This is a genomic window from Mucilaginibacter sp., assembly GCF_041660805.1.
Taxonomy (GTDB): domain Bacteria; phylum Bacteroidota; class Bacteroidia; order Sphingobacteriales; family Sphingobacteriaceae; genus Mucilaginibacter.
The window spans coordinates 203,023-218,814 of sequence record NZ_JBAZVP010000003.1 but is presented as its reverse complement, the minus strand read 5'-3'; the positions used below and the strand labels follow the sequence as shown (position 1 = coordinate 218,814).

Sequence of the window (15,792 nt, the reverse complement as noted above, 5' to 3'; positions counted from 1 at the left end):
TGACATATAAACGTAAATATTATTTTTAATAAAACGGAAAAAAATAATAAAATTTAAGATTTAATAAATTAAATAACTTATAGTCAAATAATTAATTAATATGAATTTTAATTATTGTTTTCATTGTATCTGTTTAAATACTTCTCTTTTTTATAACGCTCCCCTTTACTTTTCTCAGTAACATTCCCTTTATACGTAAACCCGCCGGAAGGATATATTACGCCAGTTGTTGAGGCAACGGGTGCAACACCAATCAGATCAGAGCCCTTAAGTTCGATTGGTACGGTCTGTGGTATCATTGCGCTCGGCCAGTTCTCTTGGGGAAAACCCGAAAGACTTTTTAAAAGCAAAAGAGAAATGCGAAAGGTCCTCAAAACCAACTTCCAGGTACACATCGGATGCTCTCCGACCTTTTTTATCCATCAGGAATAAGCTTCTTATTTGATCGTTATTTCGGGTAGCCGGTGATCATAGCCAGTACATATCCAGTCTTTGTCATCCTCCTGTATACAAGAGGAATAAGGAAGCCCCTAAAACACCGGTAATAGTATTCTACATTTGCCTGAAAACCGGGCTATTACCGTCCTGCATCACTACTGTGTAAAATTAGGTATATTTAATAGTGTATAATGTACACTATTCGTAAATTTACACTGTCATTTATAACGGTGACAAACATAATAATAAAGAAATGAGCGATCTTTCTAACCCGGCAGATGCAACAGGCAATAGGCCTGGCACTGCTAAAAAAATTGTGGTTATTGGGGGAGGTTTTGCCGGTGTGAATTTTGCACAAAACGTGGCAAAAAACAAAAATTACCGGGTTACCCTGGTAGATAAAAACAACTACAATTACTTCCCCCCGCTGCTTTACCAGGTATCAACCAGTTTCCTGGAACCATCAAGCATCAGTTATCCTTTTCGTAAATTATTCCGTAAGGATCACATTAGCTTCCGTATGGGCGAACCGGTGAAAGTTGACCCGACCAGCAAAACCGTTTATTTAAAAGATGGTGAGATAAGCTACGATTACCTGGTGTTTGCAACAGGTGCTAAAACCAATTTTTTCGGTAACGAAAACATTGAAAAAAATGCCATCCCCATGAAAACCATTGACGATGGCCTGCGCATGCGTAACGCGTTACTAAAAACACTGGAACAGGCAACTATTACCCCAGACCCTGCCGAGCGTAAAAAAATGCTTACCATAGTAGTTGCCGGTGGCGGCCCTACGGGGGTTGAGGTATCGGGCATGTTAGCCGAAATGAAAAATTATATTTTCAAAAAAGACTACCCAGAACTTATCAATCAGCCAGGCGGTATATATATTGTTGATGGCAGCCCTAATCTGCTAGGCGCCATGAGCGAAAAAACGCATAAGGAAGCTTATAAAGTATTGACCAATCTGGGCGTTAAGGTTAAGTTGAATACCCGTGTGAGCGATTACATTGATGGTAAAATAACCTTATCAAACGGCGAAGTTATTGAATCAAAAACCTTGATATGGGCGGCAGGTATTACAGCAAATACTTTTGAGGGGATACCGGTAACCAGCCTGGGCGCGGGTAAACGTATGATAACCGACCAATATAATAAGGTACAGGGTTTAGATGATATATACGCCATTGGCGATTCCGCTATCCTTACAACAGATGCGGCCTACCCTACAGGCCATCCACAAATAGCGCAGGTTGCCATACAGCAAGGAAAAGCGCTTGCTAATAACTTTATAGCTATGGCCAAAGGTAAACCCTTAAAACCCTTTAAATACTTTGATAAAGGCGATATGGCTATTATAGGGCGAAACCATGCTGTGGTAGACTTGTTTAAACATAAACTACACTTCAGTGGCATAATTGCCTTGTTTATATGGTTGTTTATCCATTTGATATCATTGGTAAACTATCGCAACAAACTGCAAACATTGTATAACTGGGCGGTATCATACATTAGCCGCGATCAGTCGTATAGGATGATATTCCGGTCGGGGTTGTGATGATTGGTGATATTCGATGGAGCACCTGAATATTCAAAGAATGTTCGACTGGAAATTGATGTTAAGCTCCACAAATATCAGCATGGCTATTTATTGATCAGTTCGCCTGTTTGAATTGGCTTACCAAACGCCTCGACAACTCTAAATAGTAGGAGATATTACTAAATTTGCGGCAATGACCGACCTGAACGAATATGAATGCGAGATGCTGGATGCCATGCTGGAAGCCTTCGGCATTCCGGATAGCCTGACGCGCCTGCAATTACTGGAACTTTTTGACCAGGACGAAGCGTCTGCCTTTGCCATGGTACAAGTGCTTATCAGAGAGGGACTGATAACCGAGTCCGGTAAACATGGCGATTATGAGTTACCGGAGAAACTCATCCTCAAACCAAAGGGAGAAAAATTTCTTAAACAAGGCGGCTTTACCCGGCGCTACCAGATAGAGCAGCAAAAACCTGTTGAAGTTGGGGGCACACTTGCCAAATTGCAACAGCAGAACATGCGGCTGCAAAATCTTAAGCTGTCAAATGAAACAGAAATAAGCAATCTTAAAAAGCTCGTTAATGATCTGCAAACCCGGCAGTTTATTTGGTGGGTACTGATCGTTATAGCATTGATCATAGGATTCTTTGTTGGTCACGCGTTCAAAAGCTAAAATTCCCAAAACAAGGGAATATGCCATGCAAACCAGATGCCCCTATGATGATTATCTGCGGAGAGCCAGGATTTGTACCTGAAGGCAAAAACAGCCTTTATTAAACAAAAAATCCTCGCCAGTATTACGTGACAAGGACTATATTTATTCTTAATTATTGTCAACCTGATCTGTGGATGCATAAGGAATAACCAGCAACAACACCCAAACTAAGGCATGTATGGCAAAGGTGAACCGTTTAGCTTTCATCATAACTTAGAAGATAATCCGCAAACCAAAGGTATGTTTCTTTCTTCTCAAAAAAATTGAGAAAAAGGGCGGTAGTTTGTAGACGTAGGGGCTGGAATTGAATCGTTTTGTTTCAAAATACCTGCGATACAAGAATTATAACGGTAGAATATTAATTAACCGAACCCGGTAAGCAGAACCATGCAGACAATTTGAGGCGCTTCCCGCATCAAAGTCGGTTGATTAACCTTGCCCCCTTAAATAAATTAGACCGTATGTGATTTAATATTTAATCAGTGCGTTTGCTGGGTAATTATTGTATATTTCGGTGTCTACCTTCTCTTGCTCATTAAAGCGGATTAATGCCCGTAGCTTTTTTGCAAGCACACCCAAAATAAAGTGTTATGAAGAACTGTCCGCAACCTTTATCTACGTCCCTTACCCAAAACCTTCATTTTGGCGTGACCGAACGTTCTAACCGACTGATCAATTATTTCCTCGGCGGTTATTTTTTGCTGGGGCTTTTCCTGGCCCCCGTCTATGGCACCTGGCTGATTGCTTTAGGTGTCGGCGGACTTTCGCTGATCGCTTATTATTTGGTCAAGGTTGTTTTCCCCGTCTCCTGTCTGTACCAATATGTATTGAGCGTAGTGCTGGGTATTTTTATGGCGCAGTTCATCTACCAGATGCACGGGATGTTTGAAATGCACTTCTTTACCTTTATCGGCAGCGCGCTGCTGATCACTTATCAAAACTGGAAGCTACAACTTCCTTTACTGCTGTTTGTTTTACTACACCACACGCTGTTCAGCTATCTGCACGATATGGGCCTGCCCAACATATATTTCAGCCAGCCAACTCATCTTGACATGCAGACTTTTACCGCACACATCCTGCTGACAGGTGTGATCTGTTTCATCTCCGGTTTATGTGCCTTCCAGCTGCATAAATATCATCAGATCCAACTCATTCAAGCCGAGCAAATGACCCGGCTCCAGGAGGCAGCTCAACTGACCATCGTCCGTGAAAAGAGTGCCGAAGCGCTCGAAGAACGAAACATGATTCTGGAAAGTATCGGTGAATCTTTCTTTGCCCTGGATAAAGACTGGGCGGTAACCTATTGGAACCGGACGGCGGAAAAAACACTGCAAAAAACCAAGCAGGAAATGCTGGGCCGGAATTTATGGGACGCGTTCCCGACTGCGGTAAACTCGATATCTTACCGCCAATACCACCAGGCCACGGACACCGGCCGGGCGGTTCATTTTGAAGACTATTTTGCCCTGCTGGATTGCTGGTACGAGGTCAGCGCCTTCCCGTCGCCGGCCGGGCTATCGGTTTATTTTAAAGATATTTCAGAACGGAAAAAAAGCATCAGCGATCTGAAGGAATCCGAGCAACGCTACAGCGATGTATTCCATTTCAGCCCGCTGCCTATGTGGGTGGTGAACTTAGAATCCCTGACATTCATGGATGTGAACCAGGCCACGATCGATCATTACGGCTACACGCGAGAAGAGTTTTTAACCATGAACTTAAGGGATATCCGTCCTGAAGGCGAACCCGCGAATATGCAGCACGCGCTGGACACGGGTAACAGCGAGTCGGAAACCATCGCGCACCGGCAAATAATCCATCGGAAGAAGAACGGAGAACTGATGAACATGGAAATCCAACTCGCGCCTTTCCGGTTCAAAGGCGTGAAGACCAGCATCGTGATCGCCACCGATATGACCGAACGGCTGCGCTATATCAAAGCCATCGAGCAGCAGAATGAAAAGCTGCTGGCCATTTCCTGGATGCAGTCGCACGTTATCCGTGCGCCGCTGGCCAGGATCATGGGCCTGATACCGATGTTTATTGATCCAAAAACCACCATTAAGGAAAAGCAGGACATCAGTGCTTATCTGGTCTTATCCGCGAAGGAGATGGACGACGTAATCCAGCAGATCACTGATGCCACCGGATCGGTTCCGGTGTCCTGAACTTATCAGGTTTCCTTTATATAAAAACTTTTAATCCTTGGTTTTTATCAGTTGATTTTATTACCGTTATTTAACAGTGCTTGTAAATTCAGCCTTTCCTGTCGCCTGCAAGACCAGATAATGCACTAATCTTTATTGGTGGCCATGCTTATACAGACACCGAATAATCTAATGGCTCTAAAGGAATAAATGCTACTGTTATTACTCACTGATAAACAGTAAATTAAAACGAAAAAGAATGGAAAAGGTTCATTAAAGTTGTTATTGAAAAGGTCGCCGTGGGGTAACATGAATTAAAAATGTACTGGCCCGTTTGTTGTATAGGAAGATGGTAATTTGGTGTGCACTTACGATGATATTTACAAAAGAAAAATAATATGATGGCAAAACTTGACCCTATAATAGCTGTAAAAGATATAGAAGCCAGTTCCCAATGGTACAGGTCTGTATTTAACTGGAGAAGTTTGCACGGAGGCGACCACTTCGATACCCTGGTTGCTGAAAACGATGAAATTGTACTTTGTTTGCACCCGTGGGAGCAACATGAACATCCCACCATGATGAATCCAGGCATTACACCTGGAAACGGGCTGATCCTTTATTTCAGGACTGAAAACATGCGGATCATCCGGCAAAATGCCGAAAAACTGGGTTGTGTTATTGAAGAAGATATTCATTTAAATCCCAATTCAACTAAAATGGAATTTTCGTTGAGAGATCCGGACGGATACTATGTAACGGTTACTGAATTTCATCAATATGCTGGTTAGGTCACCAAAGCTACCTGATATAGTGTACTAAAGGTACAAACTACGGTGCATCATTGTCTCCAAACTGGTAATAGGTCTCGCAATAGGCCCGGGTCAGAATAGATTTTTATGGTTCAATTCGGTATGGGAAAAACAAAAAAGCCTTAAATTTTACATTTAAGGCCTTTTGAATTGATTTGGAATTTTAGATGCGGAGAGCTAGGGATTCGAACCCCAGGACCTGTTACAGTCAACAGTTTTCAAGACTGCCGCAATCGACCACTCTGCCAGCTCTCCGGGGACAAAAGTACAAATCCGGAGCGGATTGACAAACTTGATGTTAACTTTTTTTTAATTAATTGTAACCATTTGATAGTCATTGATTTATTGGCTATTTGAGTCAGTTTTTTTGTTGCGGAAGGTGTTAAAGCGAGGTTTTACAATGCGAATGTTGCGCTTAGAAAGGTCAACACTGGCGTTTAATTCAAACCCAATGAGCAATATCAGCGAGTTTAAATACAGATATATCATCACTACTATGAGTGTGCCTATAGTACCGTAAACCTTGTTATACGATGAAAAGTTATTAGTATAGTAAGTGAACCCTATTGATGTTAATATAGCCAGCGATGTTGCCAGTATAGAGCCCGGGTTAATAAATTTCCACTTTTGCTTGTTTGATGGGCCATACCGATACAGTATACAAACGCTCACAAAAAATATAATAAGGATAATGAGCCATCTTGATAAGGCGATAAGATAAATCCAAAAATGCGCCTCGCTGTTAAACTGATCCTGTACAAAATGGATCACCGTTTGCCCGGCTATCATTATAAAGATAGCAATGAGCAATGCAATACTTATTACCACGGTTAAAGTTAATGCTATTAGCCGCCTCTTGAGCCATGTACGTGTCTCCAGTATCAAAGACGATTTATTGAATGCCTGCATTAGGTTACTTACACCATTGGTAGCAAAATATAATGCAGTTATAAAACCTAATGATAATAGTTTTCCGTTCTGATTTTTAATAATATCTTCAATGGTTGATTTAAATGCCAGGTAGGCGTTAGTAGGCATTATTAAGGAGAACACACTCAACAAATCATCCTGAAAGTGATTTACAGGTATATAGGCTATCAGCGTGAACAAAAAAATAATAGCCGGGAAAAGCGCCAGCATAAAGTTATAAGCCAAAGCCGCCGCACGATTGGTTAATGAGGTTTTCTGGATCTCCTCAATAAAGAAAACAATTACCGTATATAATGGAAGGGGCCTAAAACCTGGAATGTAAACAGTTTTTGCCCAATCAGTTAAGAATTGGTAAAACCTAAAGCGAATAAGAATACGGTGCACCCATTTCATTAGGGTTAAAATTACTCAAAAAAAGGCTTTAGTTTATCAATAAAATCCTGGGGCGGCAGGCAGGGCCGGTTTGTTTTCATGTTGATGAATACCAGCAAAGTTTCGGCAACGTGTATCAGTTCCTGTCTTTCGTTATAGAGGTCATACTTGAAATGGATTTTCACGCCCGGCATTTTTGCCATAGAAACATTAACGGTGATCTCCTCATCATAACGGGCTGGTTTAAGGTATTTGCTATGCAGTTCTAATACCGGCATCATAATGCCCGATGCTTCCATACCACTATAGGTTAACCCAAGGCTGCGCAGCATTTCTACACGGCCTACCTCAAAAAATTCTGCATAGTTGCCATAGTACATATAGCCCATCTGGTCTGTTTCCCCATAACGGACTCTTATTCTGGTAGTGTGCTCAAACATTATTTCTTAATGTTTCTTTCGTTAAGCGCCTGCTGGAATTTACGCGCATTCACCCTATGATCGGCCTCATTAGTTGCAAAATTGTGATAGCCTGAAAAATCTTCCTTGGCGCACATATAAATGTAGCCGCTTTTCTTATAATCCAGTACGGCGTTAATGGCATTAACCGATGGCATCATAATAGGGCCGGGAGGCAAGCCGCTATGTAAATAGGTATTATACGGCGAACTGGCCACCAGGTACTTGTTCAGTACACGTTTAATTGTGAAATCGTTCACCGCGAATATAACGGTTGGATCTGCCTGCAGTTTCATACCCTTTTGCAGCCGGTTTAAGTATAAACCTGCTATTGCCGGCATCTCATCGTCATGCGAAGCTTCGGCATCAACAATTGAGGCCAAAACAGATACTTCCTGCGGGTTTAGGTTAAGTGCTGCAGCTTTTTGTTTGCGCTCAGGCGTCCAAAACTTTTCGTAATTGGCATACATCCGTTTAAAGAATTTTTCTGGAGTAGTATTCCAGTAAAACTGGTATGAATTAGGAATAAAAACGGTATAAATATTATCTCTTGTAAAACCATACTGCTCTGCAAACTTTGCAGAATCCAACAGCCTCAAAATAGATAAGGAATCGGGCTCCAGTTTTTTGGATACAAAACCGGCAAACTGTTCCTTCATTCGTAAATTATGAAAGGTGAGCGTAACAGGTTCCTGTGTGCCTGATTTTAGCATGTTAATAAGGCCGCGGTTACTCATGCCCGCCTTAAGGCGATACTTACCTGGTTTAACACGGCTAATGTATTTCATGTTATGCGCTGCCCACATAAATGTTGTAGTGTCTTTTACAATGCCCTGTTCGCGTATGTTTTTATATACATCATCAAACGTAGCGTTGGTACGTATGTATAGGTATTCCTGTTTATCGGTAACGTTAGGGCCAAATAAGCGCAGGTAATAAAATATACCTGTGCCGGCAAGCGCTATAACAATGATAATTACAAGCGCTATAATGAATTTTTTGAATACTCCGGATGATGACGATTTTTGATTAGTCATATATATGGGAAGATGTGTTTTATTTATTGTTCAGTTTTTGCAATGCCTTTAAGCCGCCTTTTAGGTTCACCACGTTTTCATAACCATTTTGAGTAAGTATGGTTTGTGAAGTTTCGCTCCTGATGCCGGCACTGCAAATAACGATTATCTCGTCTGTTTTGTTGTAGCTGATGCTGTTTATGTTTTCCTTTAGTTTTGAAACAGGGATATTTATACCACCAATATTAAAGGTGTGGTATTCAATTGCTTCTCTAACATCAAGCAGATTCAGCGCCTCGCCATCATTTATACGTTGCTGTAGTTTAGCTGCATCAATTATTTGGTACATCTGCAGGTTTTCCTTGTGATACAGTAAGGTTAATACGTGTACCAATGCTTGTTTTGCTGGTACTATCACTTCGCATTGGCGATTGTGATACCACCACCACATTGGTTGAATCGGTTATACTGCCTTCGTAAGTAATAGTTCCAATAGTTAACCCCGATCCTTTGATGGAGAACTTTGCCGCGTCAAGATCAAGGTTTACAAGTTCAGGAATATCTACTTCACTTGCACCTTCGCCGTTGCCTAATACCAGATCAAGTTTTGAGCCTTTTGGTAGTTTGGTGCCTGGTTTTATCACCTGCCCGTTAAAACGCACCTCCAAAACACGGTCACGGGCAATGTCAGACCGGTAGGTGGTATCACCTATCTTTAACCCGTAATTAGATAAAGTAGCTACTGCTTCGCGGAATATGCTTTGCTCGGTTATAAGATCGGGCAGGGAAACGTTTGGTGCCAGTTGGGTAACCATAGTTAAGTATATGGTACGTCCCTCTTTAACGTTGGTGCCTGCATCCGGGTCTTGCTCTACAACAGTACCGGGTGTTTCGTCGGGTACGTATACGCTATCTATTTTAATGTTAAAACCTTGCTCTTTTAAGGTGGCTATTGCCCTGTCAACATTTAAACCTTTAAGTTTAGGGACAGGTATGCCCGCTCCGTGGCGGGTATAATAACCAAGGCTAAAAAAGGCTATTAAAACTACCCCGATAACCGTGGCTATAACCAAAAGGATAGTGTTTCTGAATTGCCTGGTTTTTAAATAAGCCCAAAAGTTACTCATCTGTATATATAAGAAAATTACAACCAAACATAGGGAATAATTTCGGATTTGACAGTCAGGATTTAGGATTTGCTCTCCAGATTGGCAAATCAATTAAGAACTTAAATGGGAATAATTTTCTGTTTTAAGGTGTTTTTAAATAAAGAGTAATACTTTAGAGCGCTTATAACTAAATTCGGAATTGAACATCCGAAATTCGAAATAAAAGATGAAAACCATAAACGTAGCCCTTTTAGCCGGAGGATTTACCGGCGAATATGAAGTATCCATCAACAGCGCTAAAAACATCGCTGCCAATCTTGATAGTGATAAATACAAGGTATATACCATCCTGATAAATCGCGATGGCTGGGTTCATGAAACCGGTAAAGAAAGTATCCCGGTTGATAAGAACGACTTTAGCATCACACTTAATAGTGAAAAGATAACGTTTGATTTTGCGTTCATTACCGTGCACGGCACCCCCGGCGAGGATGGCAAGCTGCAGGGTTACCTTGATCTGATAGGCATACCATACAATACCTGCGATGCAACAACATCGGCCATTACCATGAATAAGGCTTATACTAAAGCTATTGTGCATGGCATACATGGGTTAAATACTGCCAGATCTATCCAACTGCACCAAAAGGACAGGCATGATACGGCAACAATTGCATCGAGCCTTAAGTTTCCGCTGTTTATAAAGCCAAATAATGGCGGCAGTAGCGTTGGCATGAGCAAAGTATATAACATAGGTGGCTTGCAGGAGGCCATTGATAAAGCTTTTCATGAAGACCCGCAGGTACTCATAGAGGAATTTATTAAAGGCCGTGAGTTTAGCATTGGCATTGCAAAGCTGAACGGTAAAATAACGGTATTGCCGGCAACCGAGATATTAACTACTAAAGATTTTTTTGATTACGAAGCCAAATACACGACAGGTGTAACCAATGAAGTTACACCGGCAGATCTGCCTGCCGAAAAGAACAGGGAGATTGCTGAGATAGTGACACAGGTTTACCTGCGCCTAAACTGCCGGGGCATGGTACGGGTTGATTTTATTTTGCTGGAAGATACACAAGAGTTTTACTTTATTGAGATAAACACAACACCAGGCCAATCAGCCAATAGCCTGATACCACAACAGGTAAGAGCAGCCGGCATGAAAGTGCAAGACTTTTACGGGCAAATAATTGAAGGGACGAGATAAAATCAAGAGCTAAGCATAAGATCGCCCGCTGTTCCGTTCCGCTAAAAGCGGAACAAGCCGGAACAAAAGCGGAACAAAACAAACATGGGAGAAAAAGCAGCAACCAAAAAATGGTTCAGTACGGGCAATATTTTAAACGCGCTGTTTTTTGCAGCGCTTATTGCTGTGCTTTTTATTCCTGCCGCGAAGTCTTTACTGATACGGGGGTTAATGGGAGTAGGGCTTTTTCAACCTCAAACGGAACAAACAGCAAGCCCGTTGCCGGCAATGGATGTTACCTTCAGAGATAGCGATGGTAAAACTATCAGCTTATCATCATTAAAAGGGAAAGTAGTTTTTATAAACATTTGGGCTACTTGGTGCCCGCCTTGCCTGGCAGAACTGCCATCAATTAATAGCCTTCATAAAAAATTAAGCAATAACCCTAACATCGTATTCTTAATTGTTGATGCCGATAACCAGCTCAATAAATCGGTACCGTTCATTAAAAAGCATGATTATAATTTGCCTGTTTTTGAAACTGTAACAGATATACCATCAGCAATGCTGGGTGGATCTATCCCAACCACAGTTGTCATAAATAAACAAGGGTTTATAGTTTTTAAGCATGAAGGGGTTGCTGATTATAGTGGCGATGAGTTTACTGGGTATCTGCAAAAACTGGCAGGGGAATAATCTTTAAAAATCTCTATTTTTTTGCTATCTTTCTTATCCAAAACCAATTATTATGAAAAAGTTTATCGTATTAACGCTGTTAGTTTTTGGCGGCATATATGCCAGTGCACAATCGGCAAAACCTGCCTATGATGCCGCCTTAGCCAAGTCTTTGGGTGCTGATGAATATGGGATGAAAATGTATGTTTTAGCTATCTTAAAATCCGGCACAAATAAAACAGATAATAAAGCAGTATTAGATAGCCTGTTTAGAGGGCACATGGCAAACATAGGCCGCCTGGCTGCAAACGGAAAACTGGTTGTTGCCGGCCCGATTGAAAAGAACGACAAGGCTTACCGCGGTATATTCATTTTCAATGTAAAAACCATTGCCGAAGCTAATGCCTTGTTAGTAACTGACCCTGCAATTAACGGGAAAGTGTTAGATGCCGAATTATACCAATGGTATGGTTCTGCAGCTTTGCCTGTTTACCTGGATACCCATAAAAAGATAGAGAAAACGCAGCATTAAGTATATGGTAACCAGGCCGGGCACATTTGTCAGGATAGCGTTACATTAACTCCACTGCGATCACAAAGAGTGTATAATTATATATATTTATTGGGTTAACATATCAACTTTACGTATTTGCCGGCCTGTTGCAAAAAAACGCGATAACCTTTTTTGCATTTAAACCATTTATTATGAAACTGATAAGCAATATCGAAAATTGGGGCGATAAGCATCATCCAAAATTACTTGATCTGATACGGATTTTATTAGGGGTGTTTTTGATATTTAAAGGCTCACTCTTTTTTAAGAATATGCCTTTTTTGCGCGACCTGATAATAGAGGCTAAACTTATAGATATCTCTCCCGAAACTATTACAGGTTTACTTTATTACGTTACTTACGCGCACCTTGTGGGTGGTGTGTTAATATTTCTTGGTTTAGTTACCCGCCTGGCATCTCTCATACAAATTCCTATTGTGCTTGCCGCCGTGTTTTTGGTTAACATTCCTAACAGGGCCGTTCATTCCGAACTGTGGTTATCTGTACTGATACTTGCGTTATTACTGCTTTTTGTAATTATTGGTTCGGGGCCAATATCTCTTGATCGTTTCTTAACTCCGGAAGAAAAAAGGCAACGCCGAAATAAACCTTAGGCGGTTGTTTTGTTGATGGTGGATTTGTGGTTATCGATTGATAACGAGATTTTTACAATTGGATTACTGTTTGGATATAATGTTTTGTAACTATTTAAGTTAACATTACGTCTATAACGTAATACTACTCGATACCATAATGTAATACCAGGCGATACCATGAAAAACACTTCCCGTAAATTAAACAATGCATTAACCCGCCGGGTTATTGATTTGCATGACAGAGGCTATACTCACGACTTTTTGCCAACAACAGATAATAAATTTTTATGCATTCAGGATTCCGAAGATTTTTCGGTAGAGGACTTGGATATAAAAGTTATTGATCAGCAGTTTGATCAGCTGACCAAAACCTACAAATACATTCATACCATTGAAACTATTAATGGGAGTAAAGGCTTGCTGATAATTGATTTTATTTGCACCAGCGGATTTTTGCTGAATTAAAATTTGTAAAGCCCCGGAATTATATTCCGTAATGCTCAATTACATCGTCAGGTACTTTTACGCCCCGGCCTGATATCATATCTATCATTACGTAATCAAAATAACCATCGCAGCAAACCTTTTTTGTTGCCTTATTGGTAATGACAAAAGCAACCCGGCAACCTTTATCATTAATACTTTCAATACCGGTCCTCACCAAAAAGTAGTCGCCCATAGTTAGGGCACGCTTATAATCTACATGGGCGGTACGCACTACCCAGCCAAAGCCCCGCTCCATAAATTTTTCCATTCCCATACCATAACAGGTTTCCATTTGCTCGTAACGTGCTGCCAGCACATAATCAAAATACTTGCTGTTATGCACATGCTGAAACATGTCTATATCATCGGGGCGTACGCGGTGTTCGGTTTCAAAAGTGGAGTAGGGCATATAAGTTGAAAGTTGAAAGTCAAAAGTAAAAAAGTAAAATTGATTTTATTGTTTTAGTAATATAGCAATTTCCCGGAATAGCTTGTCATCTGAGCCTGTCGAAGGATTTGCAAATGGGAAGTGCGCAAAATGGTTCGCCAAGTTTATCATGACAGATTGAATTCCCGCGTTTGGGATAGGAGCGGATACCGGCCCGTGGCTAAGGCTCGAGCGCGTATGAGCGCATAGCCCGGGCCGAAGGTAACGCCATTATATAATACCTATCGCTTCATTAACACACCCCTAACCCCTCTCAAGAGGGGAACAGCTTCCTAAACCAACGTTTTTTTCCATTTCCCCTTCTTAAACAACACATAAGCGGCTATGGTTAGGCCAACTTCGGCCACAGGGATAGCAATAAATACACCTGTTGGCCCCATTTCAAAATACTTCGCCAATAAATAAGCAAACGGAATCTGGAATAGCCAAAACGTAAATAAATTTATTTTGGTAGGTGTCCAGGTATCTCCGGCGCCGTTAAAAGCGCTGGTGAAAACCATACCCATGCCAAAAATAATAAAGCCTCCGCTTAAAATTTGCAATGACCGGGTAGCTACCTTTTTTACAGCATCGTCATCAGTAAAGAACGACGCGAATAAATGCCCGCAGGTTAAAAACAACACACTCACTATCCCTAAAAAAACTACGGTATATTTTATAGTTTGATATACTGATTGTTCGGCCCTGTCTACACGGCCCGCGCCAAGATTCTGCCCAACCAGTGTAGCCGCGGCGTTACTAAGGCCCCAGGCTGGCAACAGGAAGAACATCATTAACCGCAAGGAGGTTTGATAACCTGCAGAACCCACATCGCCCCCTGTGGTGGCAACCAGCTGCGCTAAAAATATCCAGCTGCAACTGGCTATTACAAATTGCAAAATACCCGGTGCCGCAACTTTTATGATCGCTTTGATCTGCGCCCAGTCGGGTATAAAGTAACTTAAACGTACTTTTAAAGCATTTTTATTATTAAACAAATTATAAACCTGGTACAACACCCCCAGGCCGCGACCAATGGTTGTGGCTATGGCCGCACCCGTTAAACCAAATGCAGGGATAGGGCCGAGGCCCCTGATAAATATGGGGCATAAAATAATGTTGGCTATGTTTGCTATCCACAGGCTTCGCATGGCAATGGCTGCATTACCTGCACCCCTGAAAATGCCGTTTATTAAAAACAACAATACGATTATAAGGCTCCCGCCCATCATAATACGGACGAATGGGGTGCCGTGATCTGCCGTTTCTGTTGAGGCACCCATAATCAATAATAGGTCGCGGGCATGCAGTAATCCAAAAATGCTGATCATTATGTTTATAACTACAGCAATTACAATGGTTTGCATCCCTGCTTTTGATGCCGCTTCAGGATTTTTTTCGCCAATGCGGCGGGCAACAACGGCTGTTGCGGCCATACTTAAACCTATGGCTAAAGAATATATTACGGTTAGTACAGATTCTGTTAAACCTACTGTTTGAATGGCATGACTACTGTTTTCTAAGTGGCCAACAAAATATAGATCGACCAATGCGAAAACGGATTCCATAGCCATCTCCAGCATCATGGGGATAGCTAATAAAACAATGGCCCTTTTAATGCTGATAGCAGTCAGGTCAACTTCTTCGCCTTTTAATGATTGCTTTAAAAGATTAAAAAATGAAAATACCTTACCTCTGGACTTAGCGGTTTGTGACATATAAAGGTTAATTGAACAGGTGCTTATTAAACATATTGCCTTTACGGCATAACGTAGTGAAATATAACTTATACAAATCTATATTTAAATTTAGTTACCCATGCAGTGTATAAATGACATAAACAAGGGGTGATTGCGACAATAAATGAAAACAGGAAATAACACTTTAGCACTGATAATGCCAGAATTATACGCATTTTAACCACTCTCATCAGCCCCTCAAACCTCACTAAATGACTTGTTAAAACTCTTGTACAATTAAAACCATAACCGTATCTTTGCGCCACAATTAATTAATTATTCACACTTTAGTATTATTCACGTAATGTATTTAAGTAAAGAAGCAAAGGCAGAGATCTTTGCAAAACATGGTAAGAGTGCTGCTGATACCGGTACAACCGAAGGTCAGGTAGCATTATTCACTTACCGCATCGCGCATTTAACCGGTCACTTGAAAAAGAACAAACATGATTTTTCAACCCAGTTATCACTGCAAAAATTAGTAGGTAAACGCCGCGGATTGCTGGCTTACCTGTTCAAAAAAGATATTGCAAGATACCGTGCTATCATCAAAGCTTTACAGCTTAGGGATATCATTAAGTAAG

General features: G+C 41.2%; 18 protein-coding genes and 1 tRNA gene. 10 read left to right on the top strand and 9 right to left on the bottom strand.

Annotation, left to right across the window (positions count from 1 at the left end):
- Positions 1 to 267: 267 nt before the first annotated feature.
- Positions 268 to 423 carry a helix-turn-helix domain-containing protein gene (locus WC743_RS06340; protein ID WP_373011018.1) on the bottom strand — a complete coding sequence of 52 codons (156 nt, stop codon included), beginning with the start codon at positions 421 to 423 and terminating at the stop codon, positions 268 to 270.
- Between the two features lie 268 nt (positions 424 to 691).
- Between WC743_RS06340 and WC743_RS06335 the strand changes: the two genes are divergently transcribed.
- From WC743_RS06335 to WC743_RS06320, 4 genes are all read left to right on the top strand, one after another.
- A complete protein-coding gene (locus WC743_RS06335) occupies positions 692 to 1,996 on the top strand; it encodes an NAD(P)/FAD-dependent oxidoreductase (RefSeq protein WP_373011017.1) in 1,305 nt (434 codons plus the stop codon).
- Between the two features lie 175 nt (positions 1,997 to 2,171).
- Positions 2,172 to 2,654, top strand: a complete 483-nt coding sequence (locus WC743_RS06330) for a hypothetical protein (protein ID WP_373011015.1) — start codon at positions 2,172 to 2,174, stop codon at positions 2,652 to 2,654.
- A 632-nt stretch (positions 2,655 to 3,286) separates the two neighbouring features.
- Positions 3,287 to 4,867, top strand: a complete 1,581-nt coding sequence (locus WC743_RS06325) for a PAS domain-containing protein (protein ID WP_373011014.1) — start codon at positions 3,287 to 3,289, stop codon at positions 4,865 to 4,867.
- 377 nt (positions 4,868 to 5,244) lie between these two features.
- Positions 5,245 to 5,637, top strand: coding sequence for a VOC family protein (locus WC743_RS06320; RefSeq protein WP_373011013.1), 393 nt, complete (start codon positions 5,245 to 5,247; stop codon positions 5,635 to 5,637).
- A 191-nt stretch (positions 5,638 to 5,828) separates the two neighbouring features.
- On the opposite strand, the gene WC743_RS06315 is transcribed toward WC743_RS06320, so the two are convergent.
- The 6 genes from WC743_RS06315 to WC743_RS06290 form a co-directional block, all read right to left on the bottom strand.
- A tRNA-Ser gene (locus tag WC743_RS06315) sits at positions 5,829 to 5,913 on the bottom strand.
- Between the two features lie 87 nt (positions 5,914 to 6,000).
- Positions 6,001 to 6,981 carry a YihY/virulence factor BrkB family protein gene (locus WC743_RS06310; protein ID WP_373011012.1) on the bottom strand — a complete coding sequence of 327 codons (981 nt, stop codon included), beginning with the start codon at positions 6,979 to 6,981 and terminating at the stop codon, positions 6,001 to 6,003.
- An 11-nt stretch (positions 6,982 to 6,992) separates the two neighbouring features.
- A complete protein-coding gene (locus WC743_RS06305) occupies positions 6,993 to 7,400 on the bottom strand; it encodes an acyl-CoA thioesterase (protein WP_373011011.1) in 408 nt (135 codons plus the stop codon).
- Positions 7,400 to 8,455 (bottom strand): endolytic transglycosylase MltG, encoded by a 1,056-nt coding sequence (gene mltG, locus WC743_RS06300; protein ID WP_373011010.1) that lies wholly within the window; start codon positions 8,453 to 8,455, stop codon positions 7,400 to 7,402. Before mltG ends, WC743_RS06305 begins: the two co-directional genes overlap by 1 nt.
- A gap of 19 nt (positions 8,456 to 8,474) precedes the next feature.
- Positions 8,475 to 8,783 carry a rhodanese-like domain-containing protein gene (locus tag WC743_RS06295; RefSeq protein ID WP_373011009.1) on the bottom strand — a complete coding sequence of 103 codons (309 nt, stop codon included), beginning with the start codon at positions 8,781 to 8,783 and terminating at the stop codon, positions 8,475 to 8,477.
- Positions 8,767 to 9,561, bottom strand: coding sequence for a PASTA domain-containing protein (locus WC743_RS06290; RefSeq protein WP_373011008.1), 795 nt, complete (start codon positions 9,559 to 9,561; stop codon positions 8,767 to 8,769). Before WC743_RS06290 ends, WC743_RS06295 begins: the two co-directional genes overlap by 17 nt.
- Before the next feature lie 208 nt (positions 9,562 to 9,769).
- On the opposite strand from WC743_RS06290, the gene WC743_RS06285 reads away from it, so the two are divergent.
- The 5 genes from WC743_RS06285 to WC743_RS06265 all read left to right on the top strand — a co-directional run bounded on the left by WC743_RS06285 (position 9,770) and on the right by WC743_RS06265 (position 13,021).
- Entirely contained in the window at positions 9,770 to 10,753 is a 984-nt protein-coding gene (locus tag WC743_RS06285) for a D-alanine--D-alanine ligase (protein ID WP_373011007.1), read from the top strand.
- A gap of 84 nt (positions 10,754 to 10,837) precedes the next feature.
- Entirely contained in the window at positions 10,838 to 11,428 is a 591-nt protein-coding gene (locus tag WC743_RS06280; protein ID WP_373011006.1) for a TlpA family protein disulfide reductase, read from the top strand.
- A 52-nt stretch (positions 11,429 to 11,480) separates the two neighbouring features.
- Entirely contained in the window at positions 11,481 to 11,939 is a 459-nt protein-coding gene (locus WC743_RS06275; protein ID WP_373011005.1) for a YciI family protein, read from the top strand.
- Between the two features lie 173 nt (positions 11,940 to 12,112).
- A complete protein-coding gene (locus tag WC743_RS06270) occupies positions 12,113 to 12,574 on the top strand; it encodes a DoxX family protein (protein WP_373011004.1) in 462 nt (153 codons plus the stop codon).
- Positions 12,575 to 12,733: 159 nt separating this feature from the next.
- A complete protein-coding gene (locus WC743_RS06265) occupies positions 12,734 to 13,021 on the top strand; it encodes a hypothetical protein (protein ID WP_373011003.1) in 288 nt (95 codons plus the stop codon).
- Between the two features lie 19 nt (positions 13,022 to 13,040).
- On the opposite strand, the gene WC743_RS06260 is transcribed toward WC743_RS06265, so the two are convergent.
- Complete coding sequence (locus WC743_RS06260; RefSeq protein WP_373011002.1) at positions 13,041 to 13,451, bottom strand: acyl-CoA thioesterase; 411 nt, start codon at positions 13,449 to 13,451, stop codon at positions 13,041 to 13,043.
- 311 nt (positions 13,452 to 13,762) lie between these two features.
- Positions 13,763 to 15,187, bottom strand: a complete 1,425-nt coding sequence (locus WC743_RS06255; protein ID WP_373011001.1) for an MATE family efflux transporter — start codon at positions 15,185 to 15,187, stop codon at positions 13,763 to 13,765.
- A 325-nt stretch (positions 15,188 to 15,512) separates the two neighbouring features.
- On the opposite strand from WC743_RS06255, the gene rpsO reads away from it, so the two are divergent.
- Positions 15,513 to 15,791, top strand: coding sequence for a 30S ribosomal protein S15 (gene rpsO / locus WC743_RS06250; protein WP_373011000.1), 279 nt, complete (start codon positions 15,513 to 15,515; stop codon positions 15,789 to 15,791).
- Position 15,792 lies beyond the last annotated feature (1 nt).

Excerpts from the sequence above, each read along its gene's own strand:
- WC743_RS06255 (WP_373011001.1), bottom strand. The coding sequence starts at position 15,187 with ATGTCACAAACCGCTAAGTCCAGAGGTAAGGTATTTTCATTTTTTAAT.
- mltG (WP_373011010.1), bottom strand. The coding sequence starts at position 8,455 with ATGACTAATCAAAAATCGTCATCATCCGGAGTATTCAAAAAATTCATT.
- WC743_RS06265 (WP_373011003.1), top strand. The coding sequence starts at position 12,734 with ATGAAAAACACTTCCCGTAAATTAAACAATGCATTAACCCGCCGGGTT.
- WC743_RS06330 (WP_373011015.1), top strand. The coding sequence starts at position 2,172 with ATGACCGACCTGAACGAATATGAATGCGAGATGCTGGATGCCATGCTG.
- WC743_RS06340 (WP_373011018.1), bottom strand. The coding sequence starts at position 423 with ATGGATAAAAAAGGTCGGAGAGCATCCGATGTGTACCTGGAAGTTGGT.
- WC743_RS06285 (WP_373011007.1), top strand. The coding sequence starts at position 9,770 with ATGAAAACCATAAACGTAGCCCTTTTAGCCGGAGGATTTACCGGCGAA.
- WC743_RS06305 (WP_373011011.1), bottom strand. The coding sequence starts at position 7,400 with ATGTTTGAGCACACTACCAGAATAAGAGTCCGTTATGGGGAAACAGAC.
- WC743_RS06260 (WP_373011002.1), bottom strand. The coding sequence starts at position 13,451 with ATGCCCTACTCCACTTTTGAAACCGAACACCGCGTACGCCCCGATGAT.
- WC743_RS06310 (WP_373011012.1), bottom strand. The coding sequence starts at position 6,981 with ATGAAATGGGTGCACCGTATTCTTATTCGCTTTAGGTTTTACCAATTC.
- WC743_RS06270 (WP_373011004.1), top strand. The coding sequence starts at position 12,113 with ATGAAACTGATAAGCAATATCGAAAATTGGGGCGATAAGCATCATCCA.
- WC743_RS06290 (WP_373011008.1), bottom strand. The coding sequence starts at position 9,561 with ATGAGTAACTTTTGGGCTTATTTAAAAACCAGGCAATTCAGAAACACT.
- WC743_RS06325 (WP_373011014.1), top strand. The coding sequence starts at position 3,287 with ATGAAGAACTGTCCGCAACCTTTATCTACGTCCCTTACCCAAAACCTT.
- WC743_RS06295 (WP_373011009.1), bottom strand. The coding sequence starts at position 8,783 with ATGTACCAAATAATTGATGCAGCTAAACTACAGCAACGTATAAATGAT.
- WC743_RS06320 (WP_373011013.1), top strand. The coding sequence starts at position 5,245 with ATGATGGCAAAACTTGACCCTATAATAGCTGTAAAAGATATAGAAGCC.
- WC743_RS06335 (WP_373011017.1), top strand. The coding sequence starts at position 692 with ATGAGCGATCTTTCTAACCCGGCAGATGCAACAGGCAATAGGCCTGGC.
- WC743_RS06275 (WP_373011005.1), top strand. The coding sequence starts at position 11,481 with ATGAAAAAGTTTATCGTATTAACGCTGTTAGTTTTTGGCGGCATATAT.
- WC743_RS06280 (WP_373011006.1), top strand. The coding sequence starts at position 10,838 with ATGGGAGAAAAAGCAGCAACCAAAAAATGGTTCAGTACGGGCAATATT.
- rpsO (WP_373011000.1), top strand. The coding sequence starts at position 15,513 with ATGTATTTAAGTAAAGAAGCAAAGGCAGAGATCTTTGCAAAACATGGT.